The following is a 15,023-nucleotide window of genomic DNA, read 5'->3' on the forward strand; positions in this document are numbered from 1 at the left end:
GCATGCTCTCCCGGTTTCGCCCCCTCGCCGCGGCAGCCACCGCCGCCGCGCTCGTGCTCGCCGTCCTCGGTGTCGACGTCGGTCGGGCGTCGGCGGCTGGGCCGGCGACGCCGTCCGAGCTGACGCTGACCACGCGTCCCGGCTACGCCGACGCCGCCGTCCCGCTGGTGGCGCGGCTGACGTCGGACGGCGCGGGCGTGGCCGGTGCGACGGTCACCTTCCAGCGCTACGGCGAGCAGGGGTGGGTCGACGTCCGGACGGCGACGACCGACGAGTCCGGCACGGCGCGCACCACAGCCCTGAGGTCGCGGACCCGCGAGCGCAACCAGTTCCGGGCACTCTTCGCCGGGGACGCCGAGCACCGCGCCACCCGCAGCGAGCTGCGGCTCAGCCGTCTCGAGCGGCGCGAGAGCGTCGTCACCGTCGGCGGCGCGAGCCAGGTGGTCGACGAGCGCAGCACCGTCCTCCGGCTCGGCTGGACCACGCGGGCCGGCGTCCCCGTGCGTGGCGCGTTGGACCTGCAGCGCTCCGACCGCGGCGGCCCGTGGGTCGCCGCCGGCGTGGTCGCCACCGGCAAGCAGGGCCGCGCTCGGGCACGGGTCACGCCCCGCGTCGACACCCGGTGGCGGGCGGTCGCGAAGGCCTCCGACTGGTACACCGGGGCCCGCAGCAACGTGCACGCCCTGGACAACCTGCCGCCCGGCGTCCCGGTCGACTACCCGCGCGGGGCGCCGCGGCCGCGGGTGAAGCTGCCCCCGCAGCCCCGCGCCACCGGCGAGGGCGCGGCCGCCGTCGTCCGCCCGATCCCCGACCGGGTCTGGCGCGACATGACCGGCCGCAGCTGGCGGCCCGGCTGCCCCGTCGGCCGCGCCGGCCTGCGCCTGGTGCGCGTCAACTACTGGGGCTACGACGGCTACCGCTACCGCGGCGAGCTGGTCGCCGCCACCGGCGCCGCCGACAACATGGCCCGCGCGCTCACCGCGATGTACGACCGCGGGTTCCCGATCCGCTCGATGTATCGCGTCGACCGCTTCGGGTTCAGCAAGCGCGTCAACGGCGCCGACGACCACCGCTCGATGGCGGCCGGCAACACCTCGGCCTTCAACTGCCGCTGGGTCGTCAACCGGCCCGGCGTCCGCTCGCCGCACTCCTACGGCCGCTCGCTCGACGTCAACACCTGGGAGAACCCCTACCGCTCGGCCACCGGCCTGGTGCCGAACTCGTGGTGGCAGCCGCACTCGCACCCGCGCATCGCCTGGCGGTCGCGCTCGCACCCCGTCGTGGCGATCATGGCCCGCCACGGCCTGCGCTGGACCTACGGCACCGGCGACTCCCAGCACTTCGACGCCGGCGGCGGCCACGCGCTCTCCTACCTGCCGCGGGCGTGCCGCACCACCGTCTGCCACTGATCCACGCCGGCCCGAGCCGGCCCGGCTCCCGCCGTCCTCCGTTCACCCACCCGCCACCGATCGGTGCTTAGGTGGGGTGCATGACCTCTCGGACCTCTCGGACGTCGACGCGCGCCCTGCTCGCCCTCGCCTCGGCTCCCCTCGCCATGACCCTCCTCGCGCCGAGCGCCCCGGCCACCGCGGCGCCCGCGCCCACGGAGCGACCCGCGCCGTCGGTCGAGAAGCGGGCCGACGCGACGAAGACCACGTCGGTGCAGCAGCTGCGCCGGCCTCTCGTCTTCGGCCACCGCGGCGCCTCGGGCTACCGTCCCGAGCACACCCTGGCGTCCTACGAGCTCGCGATCCGCCTCGGCGCCGACTACGTCGAGCCCGACCTCGTCTCCACCAAGGACGGCGTCCTCGTCGCCCGCCACGAGAACGAGATCGGCGGCACCACCGACGTCGCCGACCACCCCGAGTTCGCCCCGCGGAAGACCACCAAGACCATCGACGGCGTCGCCGTCACCGGCTGGTTCACCGAGGACTTCACCCTCGCCGAGCTCAAGACGCTGCGGGCCAAGGAGCGCATCCCGGCCACCCGGCCCGGCAACACCCGCTACGACGGCCGCTTCGAGGTGCCGACGCTGGTCGAGGTGATCAAGCTCGTGCGCACCTGGGAGCGCCGCCTCGGCACGAAGATCGGCATCGCGCCCGAGACCAAGCACCCCACCTACTTCGACTCCATCGGCCTCTCGCTCGAGGAGCCGCTGCTGCGCACCCTGCACCGCTTCGGGCTGGACAAGAAGAAGAGCAAGGTCGTCATCCAGTCGTTCGAGGTGACCAACCTGCGCGAGCTCAACTACGAGACCGACCTGCCGCTCGTGCAGCTCACCGGCGCCACCGGCGGCCCGTTCGACCTCAAGGACGAGGGCACCACCTACGCCGACATCGTCTCGCGCGACGGCCTGAAGCGCGTGGCCCGCTATGCCGAGTGGGTCGGCCCCGACAAGGCCCAGGTGATGCCGCGCAACGCCGCCGGCGCCACCACCACCCCGAGCGCGCTGGTGCGCGACGCCCACCGCGCCGGCGTCCGCGTCGTGGTCTACACGGTGCGCGACGAGAATCAGTTCCTGCCCACCAACTTCCGCGTCGGCACCGACCCCAACGCCAAGGGCGACGTCCTCGGCGAGCTCGAGCAGCTCTTCGACGCGGGCGTGGACGGCGTCTTCTGCGACTTCCCCGACTCCGGCGTCAACGCCCGCGACTGGTGGGTGGCCGACCAGCGCTAGCCGCTCTCGGCACTGGATAGATAGGTTCGTCGGGTGCCCGCGACCAAGCCCTGCGTCTTCTGCGGGATCGTCGCGGGCACCACGCCGGCGGACGTCGTCCTCGACGAGCCCGACCTGGTCGGCTTCCTCGACGTGCGCCCCGTCTTCCACGGCCACGTGCTGCTGGTGCCGCGCGAGCACGTCGAGACCCTGCCCGACCTGCCCGCCGGGCTGCGCGACGGCTTCTTCGAGGCGGCGCAGCGACTGGCGGTCGCGGTGAAGACCGGGCTCGGCGCGCAGGGCAGCTTCGTGGCGATGAACAACACCGTCAGCCAGTCGGTGCCGCACCTGCACCTGCACGTCGTCCCGCGCACCAAGGGCGACGGCCTGCGCGGGTTCTTCTGGCCGCGCACGACCTACGCCGACGGCGAGGCCGCCGACGTCGCCGCCCGCCTGCGTGCCGCCCTGGCCGACGCCGACCCGTCAGACATGTCTGACGGGTCAGCGGTGCCGCCGGGCTGACTGATACGGACTCCGTTCAATCGAACGGTTCGTGCGGGGTTTCGAGCCCCGATGCGGCTCAGACCGTTCAATCGAACGGATCGGGGTCGCGGTGGGCGAACGTGGCAACCTTTCCCCGCGCCACGCCGTCTTCAGGGCGTGACCAAGACGCTGTTCGGGACGGGCGCCATCCTCGCCCTGACCGCCCTCGCCCTGCTGCTCCAGACCCCCCTGGGCACCCGCTAGGCCCGCCCTCTAGCGTGGCGCGGGACCGGGGAGCCACGAGCAGAGGAGTCAGCATGGGTCGCTACGACGGACGCGTCGCCGTCATCACCGGAGCAGCGCGGGGCATCGGGTTCGGGATCGCCTCCCGGCTCGCCGCCGAGGGCGCCTCGGTCGCCGTGGTCGACCTCGACGAGTCCGCCGCGGCCGACGCCGCCGGCCGGCTGCCGCTGACCGACGGCGCGAAGGCGGTCGGCGTCGGTGCCGACGTCAGCGACGCCGCGCAGGTCGACGCCGCGATCGCCCGCGTCGTCGACGAGCTCGGCGGCATCCACGTGCTGGTCAACAACGCCGGCGTCACCCGCGACAACCTGCTGTTCAAGATGACCGACGACGACTGGGACGTCGTGATGGGCGTCCACCTGCGCGGTGCGTTCCTGATGACCCGGGCCGCCCAGAAGCACTTCGTCGAGCAGAAGTACGGCAAGATCTGCAACCTCTCCAGCGTCTCGGCGCTGGGCAACCGCGGCCAGGCCAACTACGCCGCCGCGAAGATGGGCATCCAGGGCTTCACCCGCACCCTCGGCATCGAGCTCGGCCCCTACGGCATCAACGCCAACGCCGTGGCCCCCGGCTTCATCGTCACCGAGATGACCGACGCCACCGCGCGCCGCCTGAAGATGGAGCCCGAGGAGCTGCAGCGCCTCAACTCCGAGCGCAACCCGGTGCGTCGCGTCGGCTCGCCCGACGACATCGCCGCCGCCGTGGCGTTCCTGTGCAGCGACGAGGCGTCGTACGTCACCGGCCAGACGCTGTACGTCGACGGCGGCGCCAAGCTCGGCTGAGCCGGCCCCCACCCGCCGGGGGACACGCCCGGCGGCGTCCCCCGCCACGGCCCGACGCAGGCGCAGACTGCGCCTGAAGTCTACCGTCGCGATAGACCATGCCCCCGATCTGGAGGAGCCCCGTGCGACTCTCCGTCAGCGCCCGCGCCGGCACCACCCTGGTCGCCGTCCTCGCCACCACCAGCCTGGCCCTCTCGGCCTGCGGCGGCGGGGACGACGAGGAGCCCACCGACGACACCAGCGTGGCCGGCGCCCCGCGCGCCGAGCAGTCCGACGTCCCGCCGACCTGGCCGCTGACCGGCCTCCCGGCCGACGACGGCGCCTCGGCCACCGACCACCCGGTGCTGGTGCTCAAGATGGACAACACCTCGGCCAGCGCCCCGCAGCAGGGCCTCGGCGAGGCCGACATGGTGGTGGAGGAGCTCGTCGAGGGCGGCTCCACCCGCCTCGCGGTCTTCTACTACACCGACATCCCCGGCAAGGTCGGCCCGGTGCGCTCGATGCGCGCCTCCGACATCGGCATCGTCAAGCCGGTCGACGCCACGATGGTCACCAGCGGCGCGGCCGCGCAGACCATCAAGCGGCTGAAGAAGGCCGACGTCCCGTTCCAGAACGAGAGCTCGCCCGGGTTCTACCGCGACGACTCCCGCAGCGCGCCCTACAACCTGTTCACCGACATGGGCAAGGTCGCCGACGCGGTGAAGCTCGAGGAGCCCGCCCGACCGCCGGACTACCTGCCCTTCGGGGACGCCGACGCCGAGGCCCAAGGCCGCGAGGCGGCCACGCTGACCGCCCAGTTCTCGGGCAGCCACTCCACGTCGTGGCGCTTCGAGGACGACGGCTACGTCAACGTCGACTCCTTCGCGCCGGACGACGACCAGTTCCCGGCCGACTCGGTGCTGGTGCTGCGGGTCAAGGTGGGCGACGCCGGCTACGTCGACCCGGCCGGCAACCCGGTGCCCGAGACCAAGTTCGTCGGCAAGGGCGAGGCGATGCTCTTCCACGGCGGTCGCCTGGTGCGGGGGGAGTGGTCGAAGGAGACCGAGGACTCCCCGCTTGAGCTGCGCACCGACGCCGGCCCGCTCACCGTCCCCGCCGGCCACACCTGGATCGAGCTGGTGCCGCGCGACGCCGACGGCGGCAGCGTGGAGTTCGCGGAGTAGCCGGCCGCCACCGGGTCTCGAGGCTCGGCCGTGGCCGGCCTCGCACCTCGACCATCGTCGGCGCCGTCCGACGGTGGTCGAGGTGCGAGGAGCGCTAGCGACGAGCCTTCGAGACCACTGGCCGCCAGCAAAGACGTTCGCGTGGTCGTCGCCTCAGGGGCGGTCGGCGAGGGAGTTGGGCAGGTCGGCGCCGTTCTCGACCAGCACCTGGAAGCCCGAGAGCATGAAGCCGATGGCGGCCTCCACGCGCTGGGCGGCGGCCTCCGGCTCCGAGGAGATCGAGACCGTCTCGCCGGCGGTGGCCAGCGCCCCGAAGAAGATGCGGGCGAAGATCTGCTTCATCTCCTCGTCGAGGCGCCAGGTGCCGGCGTCCAGCACCGACTGCACGATGTCGAGCACGTTGGCGAAGGTCGAGCGCTCCTCCAGCTCGCGGTAGCGCTCGTAGCCGAGCACGGCCGGGCCCTCCTGGATGACGACGCGGCGGTAGCCCGGCTCCTGGACGACGTCGAGGAACGCCCGCAGCCCGGCGAGCGACTTCTCCCACGGGTCGGCGTGCGCGCCGAGCGCGGCCTGGATGCGCTCGGCGGCGTCGCGCTCGACGCGCTCGAAGACGGCCTCGAAGAGCGCCTGCTTGCCCGAGAAGTGGTGGTAGAGCGCGCCCTTCGTCACCTCGGCGCCGGCGACGATGCTGTCGAGCGAGGTGCCGGCGTAGCCGTTCTCGGTGAACAGCCGCTCGGCGACGTCGACGAGGTCGCGCTTGGTGCTCGCCGAGAAGGCCGCCCGGCGTCCGCCGACCCCGGGAACGCCGACGCGCGGCACCTTGGGCACCTTCGGGACCAGCTTGCCGACGGACTTCGCTGGCTTGGGCACCCGACCACCCTATGACCCGCGCCACACGGGCCGATCACGCGTGATCGCGGGTGCCCGGGATCACCCCTCGGGAAGGTTGGTCGCGGGCGCGCACCGCGACATACTGGTGGTACGTACTCGCGGTATGCGAGGCGTCACACGACCCGAGGAGCCCGCCATGACCTGGACGCGATTCCACCGCCGGGGCGAGGTGCTGCGCGAGGTGGTCGCCACCGCGAACACCCGCCGCGACGGCCTGCTGCCCACCGACGTCCCGGGCGTCACCGAGACCTTCGCCGACGACCTCGAGCTGCTCGGCGCCCTGCAGCTGAAGTGGCACACCCGCCTCGCCGGGCAGGTCGAGCGGGCGCTGTCCGAGCAGCCGCTCGACCTCCCGGGCGCCGTGGCGACGGCCTGGGCCGCCACGAGCGACGTGCTGCCCGGCGTCCGGCTCGTCGTCGACCACTACCGCGCCGCGCCGACGAGCGAGGCGATGGCGGCGGCGATGGCCACCGCCACCCGCAAGGAGCACGCCTACCTCGCCGCCATGGCCGGCCTCGCCGGCATCGGGGACGACGAGGCCGCGGCCCCCATCGGCGCCCGGCTCGAGGAGCGGGCGCGCACGCTGCACCGCGGCGCGCCCGTCGTGCCCGCGGACGACGTCCGCCCGACCTGGCTCGACCGGCTGCGAGCCGCCTTCGCGGCCTGAGGCCGTTCGGACATGATGGGCGGGTGACCGAGGTGCGGGCGGGGATGCTGCTGCTCGCCACGCCCGCGCTGCTCGACCCGAACTTCGCCGGCACCGTCGTGCTGCTGGTCGACGTCAACGACGACGGCTGCCTCGGCGTCGTCCTCAACCGGCCCACCGAGGTGCTCGTCGCGCAGGTGCTCGGCGACTGGGGCTCGGTGTGCACCGCCCCCGAGGTGCTGTTCTCCGGCGGCCCGGTCGAGAAGGACGGCGCCCTGGCCGTCGCGCTGCGGCACTCCGACGACGAGGGCGTGCTCGGGCTGAGGCCGGTGGCCGACCGGCTCGCCGTCCTCGACCTCGACACGCCCGTCGAGATCGTCGGCGACGAGCTCGACGGCCTGCGGGTCTTCGCCGGCTACGCCGGCTGGGGCGCCGGGCAGCTCGAGAACGAGATCGCGCGCGAGGACTGGTACGTCGTCCCGGCGCAGCCCGCCGACGTGTTCCGCGCCGACACCACGACGCTCTGGCGCGACGTGCTGCGGCGTCAGCCGGGCGACCTCGCGCTGCACTCCACGCGCCCCGCCGACCCCGAGCTCAACTGAATCGTTCAGTCGCTCCGGGAGGCGGGTGCCGCCCCCGGCCCTCGGCTGGGGTCGTGGGCCCGGCGAACGTAGACTCGCCTCCCGTGACACCCCCTCCCTTCGGCTTCGGCAGCACCGCGACCGACACCGACACCAAGGTGCGCGAGGACGAGCGCACCGTACCCACCGACGAGGGTGACCACGAGCGGTTCTCCCACTACGTCGAGAAGGACAAGCTCACCGAGGCGATGGTCATGGGCACGCCCGTGGTCGCGCTGTGCGGCAAGGTGTGGGTGCCCAGCCGGGCCCCGGAGAAGTTCCCGGTCTGTCCCGACTGCAAGAAGGTCTGGGAGGGCCTGAAGGACGACACCGGCGACTCCGGCTCGGGCGACGCGTGACGGCCGGCCGACCGGCCGACCCCCACCTCACCACCGCGCTCACCCCGGCCTGGCCCGAGCGCGCGGCCTGGGGGACCGCGCCGTCGCTGCGCGCCTGGCAGAGCGCGGCGATGACCGACTACCTCGCGCGCTCGCCGCGCGACTTCCTCGCCGTCGCCACGCCCGGCGCCGGCAAGACCACCTTCGCGCTGTCGGTGGCGGCCGAGCTGATCGGACGCCGCGTCATCGACCGGGTGACCGTCGTCGCGCCGACCGAGCACCTCAAGCTGCAGTGGGCCGAGGCCGCGGCGCGGGCCGGCATCCCGATCGACCCGTCCTACGCCGTCGGCAAGGGCAAGATCAGCAGCGACTTCCTCGGCATCGCGGTCACCTACGCCGGCGTGGCGGTCAACCCGCTCGCGCTGCGGGTGCGCACCGAGCGGTTCAAGACGCTGGTGATCCTCGACGAGGTGCACCACGCCGGTGACGCGATGTCGTGGGGCGAGGGCGTGCGCGAGGCGTTCGAGCCCGCGACCCGGCGCCTCGCGCTGACCGGCACGCCGTTCCGCTCCGACGTGAACCCGATCCCGTTCGTCACCTACGCGCCCGGCGACGACGGCGTCCCGCGCTCGGTGGCCGACTACACCTACGGCTACGGGCACGCGCTGGCCGACCACGTCGTCCGGCCGGTGCTGTTCCTGGCCTACTCCGGCGCCATGAGCTGGCGCACCCGCGCCGGCGACGAGGTGGCCGCGCGGCTCGGCGAGCCGCTCACCAAGGACCTCACCAACCAGGCGCTGCGCACCGCCCTCGACCCGTCCGGCTCGTGGATCCCCACGGTGCTCGCCGCCGCCGACAAACGGCTCACCGAGGTGCGCCGCCACATGCCGGACGCCGGCGGCCTGGTCATCGCGACCGACCAGGACTCCGCGCGCGCCTACGCCGCGACCCTGCGCTCGATCAGCGGCGAGGCGCCGGTGGTCGTGCTGTCGGACGAGAAGGCGGCCTCGAAGAAGATCAGCGCCTTCACCACCGGCGACCAGCGCTGGCTCGTGGCGGTGCGGATGGTCTCCGAGGGCGTCGACGTGCCGCGGCTGGCGGTCGGCGTCTACGCCACCACCACCTCGACCCCGCTGTTCTTCGCCCAGGCCGTCGGCCGCTTCGTGCGTGCCCGCTCGCGCGGCGAGACGGCGTCGATCTTCGTGCCGTCGGTGCCGCTGCTGCTCGAGCACGCCTCGGGTCTGGAGGTCGAGCGCGACCACGTGCTCGGCCGCCGCGTCACCGACGAGAACGACATCTTCGCCGCCGAGCGCGAGCTGCTGGCCCAGGCCGAGGCGGGTGAGAGTGCGTCGTCCGAGCAGGAGGGCCTGCCGTTCGAGGCGCTGGGCTCCGACGCGACCTTCGACCACGCGCTCTACGACGGCGACGCCTACGGCTCGGAGGAGGAGATGGACTTCCTCGGCATCCCCGGCCTCCTCGAGCCGCAGCAGATGCGCGAGCTGCTGCAGCAGCGCCAGGCCGACGCCGCCAAGGCCCAGCGCAACCGCCCGGCGCCGACGGTGGTGGACGACGTCCCGGCGGCCCCGCCGAGCACCCACGAGCAGCTGGCGGTGCTGCGGCGCGAGCTCAACGGCCTCGTCGCCGCCTGGCACCACCGCACCGGCCAGCCCCACGGCACCACCCACGCCACCCTGCGCAAGGAGTGCGGCGGCCCCGCCGCCGCCGTCGCCAACGCCGACCAGCTGCGCGCCCGCATCGACCGGGTGCGGGAGTGGGCGGTCAGCGGCCGCTAGCGGCGGGTCCGTGCGGTCGCGCTCGCGTGGACGCTGCGGGGGTCTCGAGGCTCGGCCGTGGCCGGCCTCGCACCTCGACCATCGTGGGGTACCGCCCGGACGATGGTCGAGGTGCGAGGAGCCCTGGCGACGAGCCTCGAGACCACCGGCCCGGCATGCGGACCTGACGCGTCAGGTGGCGGTGGGGTCGCGGCGGCGGCGGGCGGTGAGCCGCGACGCCGCCATCCACAGCAGGAAGCCCAGGGCCACCACGAGCGGGACGCCGCTGAGGACGGAGCGCTCGGAGGTGGTGCGGAGGTCGCCGTCCTCCTCGTAGACGGTGATCTCGTCGCCGGGGTCGGGGAAGTTGATGCGCCGGTCGAGGTAGACGGCGTCCTGGGTGCCGTCGGGCAGCCGCACGGTCGCCGTCCGACCGCGGAACCGGCTGCTGCCGCCGGTGACCCGCTGCGAGCCGACCGAGACGACCTCGGCCTGCTGCGCGTCGGTGCCCGAGGGCACCGTCACGGCGTCGACGTACTGCCACATCGGGATGACGGCCCCCGCCAGCACGAAGACCGCGATCGCGGCCACCGCGCGCCTCGAGGTCCGGGGACGCGTCCGGGCCGGCCGGGTCGAGTCGGTAGGCACCATGCGCGTGATCGTCGCACCCCGGGCCGGTCCGGAAACCTCGCCTCGGGGGTGATCCCGGGGTCGTCCCCGATGCCGCCGACGGTGCCGCCGCCTACCGTCGAGCCGTGCTCCCGTCGACCCGTCACGACCCGTTCCTGCTGGCCGCGGCCGCGCTCGGGCTGGTGCACGCCGCGGCGAGCGCCTCGTGGGGGCTCGGCAGCCCGTGGCTGGCCTCGACGGTGGGGGAGTGGGCGGTCTCGTGGCGGGCCGAGGAGCCCCTGCTGGTCGGGGCCGTGCTGCTCGCGGTCGCGGCGGTCAAGGCCGCCGCCGCGGTGCTGCCCCTGGTGCGCGACCGCCTGCCGGCGCCGCGGTGGACGACGTCCGCGTGCTGGGCGGGCGCGCTCGGGCTGACCGTCTACGGCCTCGTGAACGCCGCCAGCGCCTGGCTGGTGCTGGCCGGCGTGGCGGGCGACGGCACGGCCGACCGAGCCGCGCTGTGGGGCCACGCCGCGCTGTGGGACCCAATGTTCGCGGCGTGGGGCCTGCTGCTCGTGGTCGGGCTGCGGCGCCCGTCGACAGGCACAGGGCCCGTCCGGGCGACGGCTCAGGCGCCGTCCCGCTCGTCGGCGGTGGCGTCGACCAGCGGCAGCACCCGGTAGGGCACCTGCACGGCGAGCGCCATCACCGTGGAGGCCCGCTGCACGCCGTCCACGCTGACGACGAGGTCGATGACGCGCTGCAGGTCGGCGTTCGAGCGCGAGACCACGCGGCACCACAGGTCGCCGGCGCCGGTGATGGTGTGCGCCTCGAGCACCTCCGGGATGGTGGCGAGGTGCTCGGCGACCGCGAGGTGGCCCGAGAGCTGGCGGATCTCGAGGGTCAGGAACGCCGTCACCGGGTAGCCGAGCGCCTCGGGCGAGAGCTCGGGACCCCAGCCGGTGACCACGCCGCGGGCGACGAGCCGGTCGAGCCGGGCCTGCACGGTGCCGCGGGCGACGCCGAGACGGCGCGAGGCCTCCAGGACGCCGACCCGCGGCTCGGCGGCGAACAGGCTGATCAGGGTGCGGTCCAGGTCGTCCACGAGGCGGCTCCGAAGTGAGCAGGTTGCACAGTCTGTCGGCGCACTGTTGCACACATTGCCCGCACCGACGAGCATCTCGCCATGACGCTGACCCCGGACGAGCTCAAGGCAGACCTCACCCTCGACCAGCTCAAGGAGCTCGTCGGCCTCGTCGAGTACGACGCCAGCCGCGACCCGTTCCCGGTCACCGCCATGGACGCCGTCTGCTTCGTGGTCGGTAACGCCACCCAGACCGCGGTGTTCTACCAGCTGGCGCTCGGCATGGAGCTCGAGGCCTACCGGGGCCCCGAGAACGGCGTCCGCGACAGCAAGTCCTACGTGCTGCGCAGCGGCAGCGCCCGCTTCGTCTTCACCGGCGGCGTCAGCCCCGACAGCCCGCTGCACGAGCACCACCGCAAGCACGGCGACGGCGTCGTCGACCTCGCCCTCGAGGTGCCCGACGTCGACAAGTGCATCGAGCACGCCCGCTCCGTCGGCGCCACCGTGCTGGTCGAGCCGCACGACGAGTCCGACGAGCACGGCACCGTGCGCATCGCCGCCATCGCGACCTACGGCGAGACCCGCCACACGCTGATCGACCGCAGCCGCTACTCCGGCCCCTACCTGCCGGGCTACGTCGAGCGGCGCACGACCGTCGTCCGCCCCGAGGGCCACCCCAAGCGGTTGTTCCAGGCCGTCGACCACTGCGTCGGCAACGTCGAGCTCGGCCGCATGGACGAGTGGGTCGAGTTCTACAACAAGGTCATGGGCTTCACGAACATGGCCGAGTTCATCGGCGACGACATCGCCACCGACTACTCCGCGCTGATGAGCAAGGTCGTCGCGAGCGGCAACCACCGCGTGAAGTTCCCGCTCAACGAGCCGGCGATCGCGAAGAAGAAGTCGCAGATCGACGAGTACCTCGAGTTCTACGACGGCGCCGGCTGCCAGCACATCGCGCTGGCCACCAACGACATCCTGCGTAGCGTCGACCTCCTGCGCGCCAACGGCATCGAGTTCCTCGACACCCCCGACAGCTACTACGACGACCCCGAGCTGCGCTCGCGCATCGGCGAGGTGCGGGTGCCGATCGAGGAGCTGAAGAAGCGCAAGATCCTCGTCGACCGCGACGAGGACGGCTACCTGCTGCAGATCTTCACCAAGCCCATGGGCGACCGCCCCACGGTCTTCTACGAGTTCATCGAGCGCCACGGCTCGCTCGGGTTCGGCAAGGGCAACTTCAAGGCGCTCTTCGAGGCCATCGAGCGCGAGCAGGAGCTGCGCGGCAACCTCTGACGCTCACCGGTGGTTGAGCAGCGAGGAACGATCGTCGTCGAAACCACCGGCCGTCCACGCGAACGTTCGCGTTGACGGTGCGTGGTCTCGACGACGGCCTCGCGCAGGCGCTCGGCCTGCTCGACCACCGGTGGGGGCCTTCGACAGGCTCAGGGTCCGTCCGGTCGAGTCGGCGTGGTCCGCCCGGAGGTCTAGAGGCTCGGCCGTGGCCGGCCTCGCACCTCGACCATCGTCGGGGCCCGGCCTGACGATGGTCGAGGTGCGAGGAGCCCTGGCGACGAGCCTCGAGACCACCGGCCCGCCGAGGCCGACCGGCCCGCCCGGGCCGTCGTCCGTGGCAGGGTCGGGGGATGTCGACGCCGCTGTCGCCCGAGGCCATCAGCTCGCTGTGGTCGCCCGCCGACCCCCGCCTCTCGCCCGACGGGCGGCGGGTGGTGTGGACGGCGGCGCCGTTCGGGCAGGCCGGCGAGCACCGCGAGTCGAGCCTGTGGGTCGCCGACGTCGACGGTGAGGCGCCCGGACGCCGCTGGACCCGCGGCTCCGACGACTCCTCGCCCCGCTGGTCACCCGACGGCCGGCACCTGGCGTTCCTCTCCGACCGCGCCGAGCTCGGCACCGCCGGGCTGCGGCTGATCGACGTCGCCGGCGGCGAGTCGTGGCCGCTGGTCGAGCGGAGGGCCTCGGTCGACGCCTTCGCCTGGGCGCCCGACGGCCGCTCGATCGCCTTCCTGGCCGCCGACGAGCCCACCGCCGACGACGAGCGGCGCGAGAAGGACCGCGACGACGCCGACGTGTGGGGCGAGCGCTGGCGCCTGGCCCGGCTCTGGACCGTGAACGTCGCCCCCGACGGCGAGCCGGGCGAGCCGCGGCGGCTGTGGGCGCCCGACGTCCACCTCAGCGCGCTGGCCTTCTCGCCCGACGGCACCCGCCTCGCCCTCGTCGGGGCGCCCGGTCCGCTGGCCGAGCACTGGTGGCGGCGGCAGCTGTGGCTGTTCACCCTCGGCGCGGGCGACGGCGTCCGGCTGTGCGACGCCCCGGCCGCCGGCTCGCCGGCGTGGACGTCGTCCGGCGAGGTCGCGTTCAACGGCCACCACGACCCGCTGCCCCAGGCCGGTGCCACCGTGTGGGCGGTCTCGCCCGACGGCGGTGAGCCGCACGTGGTCGGTACCGGTCGCGACGAGTCGCGCTGCACCGTCGGCCTCGTCGACGCCACCCCCGGCGTCGACCCGCTGCTGGTCGTCGCCGACGGCCTCGACACCCGCCTCGAGACCCTCGACCGCACGACCGTGCTCGACGTCGCCGGCGACCTCGACGCCGCCACGGTCGTCGACACCCCCGACGGGCCGCTGCTCGCGGTCGTCGTCGAGGACAACCACCTCACCGCCCGGGTGCTCGTCGGCCGTCCCGGACCGCTCGACGGCCTGCGCTGCGTCTCCGCGCACCACCGGGTGGACGACGTCCGGGTGGCCGACCCGGAGCCGCTGGTCTGCGAGGCGCCCGACGGCACCCGGCTCGACGGCGTCGTCCTGCGTCCAGCCGGCGCGACGGGCCCGGGGCCGTGGCCGACGGCCGTCATCGTGCACGGGGGCCCCTACGGCCGCACCGGGCTCACCTCGAACACCCACCCGCTGCGCTGGGCGCAGCTGCTGGCCCAGCACGGCTACGCCGTCGTGATGCCCAACTACCGCGGCGGGCTCGGCCGCGGACACGACTTCGCCACCGCCGCCCGCGGCACCATGGGCACCGTCGAGTGGGACGACGTGATGGCCACCGTCGACGCCGCCGTCGCCGCGGGCGTCGCCGACCCCGACCGGCTCGGCATCGGCGGCTGGAGCCAGGGCGGCTTCCTCACCGCGTGGGCCGTCACCGCGACCGACCGGTTCAAGGTCGGCGTCATGGGCGCGGGCGTCAGCGACTGGTCGATGATGTCGGCCACCAGCGACCTCGAGGTCTTCGAGTCGGCCCTCGGCGGCAGCCGCCCGTGGGACGGCCCCGGCCCGCACCACGCCGCCCTCGGCTCGCCGATCTCCTACGCCGCGAAGCGCAGGACGCCGCTGCTCGTGCTGCACGGCGCGGACGACGCCCGCGTGCCCCACAGCCAGGCCGAGGCGTTCCGCCGCGCCCTCGCCGGTCAGGACGCCCCCCTCGAGCTGGTCACCTACCCGCGCGAGCCCCACGGCGTCCGCGAGCGCGCCCACCAGGTCGACCTCCAGCGCCGCGTCCTCACCTGGTTCGACCGCCACGTCCGCTGACCCGTCGCGCATGAGCGACGGGTCAGCCGCCCGGACGTCGACCCGTCGCTTATAAGCGACGGGTCAGCGGGATGGACGCGTGCCCGACACCCACCGTCCACGTGACGGCAACCGAAGGCCACCGAGGGGTT

Annotated in this window: 15 protein-coding genes; 12 read left to right on the plus strand and 3 right to left on the minus strand. The window is 73.9% G+C overall.

All coding sequences use genetic code 11. The features are described 5' to 3' along the window. Positions 1 to 2 precede the first annotated feature (2 nt). The 5 genes from ABEA04_RS08715 to ABEA04_RS08735 all read left to right on the plus strand — a co-directional run bounded on the left by ABEA04_RS08715 (position 3) and on the right by ABEA04_RS08735 (position 5,387). On the plus strand, positions 3 to 1,409 hold the full coding sequence (locus ABEA04_RS08715; RefSeq protein WP_345457061.1) for a M15 family metallopeptidase: 1,407 nt from the start codon (positions 3 to 5) through the stop codon (positions 1,407 to 1,409). 80 nt (positions 1,410 to 1,489) lie between these two features. Beyond that, entirely contained in the window at positions 1,490 to 2,677 is a 1,188-nt protein-coding gene (locus tag ABEA04_RS08720; RefSeq protein ID WP_345457064.1) for a glycerophosphodiester phosphodiesterase, read from the plus strand. A 33-nt stretch (positions 2,678 to 2,710) separates the two neighbouring features. After that, complete coding sequence (locus tag ABEA04_RS08725; RefSeq protein ID WP_345457066.1) at positions 2,711 to 3,178, plus strand: HIT family protein; 468 nt, start codon at positions 2,711 to 2,713, stop codon at positions 3,176 to 3,178. 278 nt (positions 3,179 to 3,456) lie between these two features. Further along, positions 3,457 to 4,224: an SDR family NAD(P)-dependent oxidoreductase gene (locus tag ABEA04_RS08730; RefSeq protein WP_345457068.1), complete on the plus strand. Its 768-nt coding sequence runs from the start codon at positions 3,457 to 3,459 to the stop codon at positions 4,222 to 4,224. 122 nt (positions 4,225 to 4,346) lie between these two features. Next, the gene (locus ABEA04_RS08735) at positions 4,347 to 5,387 is read left to right on the plus strand and encodes a DUF3048 domain-containing protein (RefSeq protein WP_345457071.1); all 1,041 of its coding nucleotides are present in this window, start codon (positions 4,347 to 4,349) and stop codon (positions 5,385 to 5,387) included. A 153-nt stretch (positions 5,388 to 5,540) separates the two neighbouring features. Here ABEA04_RS08735 and ABEA04_RS08740 read toward each other — a convergent pair whose 3' ends face one another. Beyond that, a complete protein-coding gene (locus tag ABEA04_RS08740) occupies positions 5,541 to 6,257 on the minus strand; it encodes a TetR/AcrR family transcriptional regulator (protein WP_345457074.1) in 717 nt (238 codons plus the stop codon). Positions 6,258 to 6,414: 157 nt separating this feature from the next. Between ABEA04_RS08740 and ABEA04_RS08745 the strand changes: the two genes are divergently transcribed. From ABEA04_RS08745 to ABEA04_RS08760, 4 genes are all read left to right on the plus strand, one after another. Then, complete coding sequence (locus ABEA04_RS08745) at positions 6,415 to 6,945, plus strand: hypothetical protein (protein WP_345457077.1); 531 nt, start codon at positions 6,415 to 6,417, stop codon at positions 6,943 to 6,945. Positions 6,946 to 6,968: 23 nt separating this feature from the next. Next, entirely contained in the window at positions 6,969 to 7,526 is a 558-nt protein-coding gene (locus ABEA04_RS08750; RefSeq protein ID WP_345457080.1) for a YqgE/AlgH family protein, read from the plus strand. A gap of 137 nt (positions 7,527 to 7,663) precedes the next feature. Further along, the gene (locus ABEA04_RS08755; protein ID WP_345458261.1) at positions 7,664 to 7,903 is read left to right on the plus strand and encodes a DUF3039 domain-containing protein; all 240 of its coding nucleotides are present in this window, start codon (positions 7,664 to 7,666) and stop codon (positions 7,901 to 7,903) included. Next, positions 7,900 to 9,675, plus strand: coding sequence for a DEAD/DEAH box helicase (locus ABEA04_RS08760; RefSeq protein WP_345457082.1), 1,776 nt, complete (start codon positions 7,900 to 7,902; stop codon positions 9,673 to 9,675). The genes ABEA04_RS08755 and ABEA04_RS08760 overlap by 4 nt, the downstream gene beginning before the upstream one ends. A 171-nt stretch (positions 9,676 to 9,846) precedes the next feature. On the opposite strand, the gene ABEA04_RS08765 is transcribed toward ABEA04_RS08760, so the two are convergent. Continuing rightward, positions 9,847 to 10,245, minus strand: a complete 399-nt coding sequence (locus tag ABEA04_RS08765; protein ID WP_345457085.1) for a hypothetical protein — start codon at positions 10,243 to 10,245, stop codon at positions 9,847 to 9,849. Positions 10,246 to 10,409: 164 nt separating this feature from the next. Here ABEA04_RS08765 and ABEA04_RS08770 point away from each other — a divergent pair, with 164 nt between their 5' ends. Continuing rightward, positions 10,410 to 10,943: a DUF3995 domain-containing protein gene (locus tag ABEA04_RS08770; protein WP_345457088.1), complete on the plus strand. Its 534-nt coding sequence runs from the start codon at positions 10,410 to 10,412 to the stop codon at positions 10,941 to 10,943. Here the strand turns inward: ABEA04_RS08770 and ABEA04_RS08775 are convergent. Continuing rightward, entirely contained in the window at positions 10,889 to 11,365 is a 477-nt protein-coding gene (locus ABEA04_RS08775; RefSeq protein ID WP_345457091.1) for an Lrp/AsnC family transcriptional regulator, read from the minus strand. The genes ABEA04_RS08770 and ABEA04_RS08775 overlap by 55 nt on opposite strands. A gap of 81 nt (positions 11,366 to 11,446) precedes the next feature. Between ABEA04_RS08775 and hppD the strand changes: the two genes are divergently transcribed. Together hppD and ABEA04_RS08785 are read left to right on the plus strand one after the other, a co-directional pair. Beyond that, positions 11,447 to 12,640 (plus strand): 4-hydroxyphenylpyruvate dioxygenase, encoded by a 1,194-nt coding sequence (gene hppD, locus ABEA04_RS08780; protein ID WP_345457094.1) that lies wholly within the window; start codon positions 11,447 to 11,449, stop codon positions 12,638 to 12,640. 350 nt (positions 12,641 to 12,990) lie between these two features. Then, positions 12,991 to 14,892 (plus strand): S9 family peptidase, encoded by a 1,902-nt coding sequence (locus ABEA04_RS08785; RefSeq protein WP_345457097.1) that lies wholly within the window; start codon positions 12,991 to 12,993, stop codon positions 14,890 to 14,892. The last annotated feature ends 131 nt before the right edge of the window (positions 14,893 to 15,023 follow it).

The organism is Nocardioides marinquilinus (assembly GCF_039543705.1).
Taxonomy (GTDB): domain Bacteria; phylum Actinomycetota; class Actinomycetes; order Propionibacteriales; family Nocardioidaceae; genus Nocardioides; species Nocardioides marinquilinus.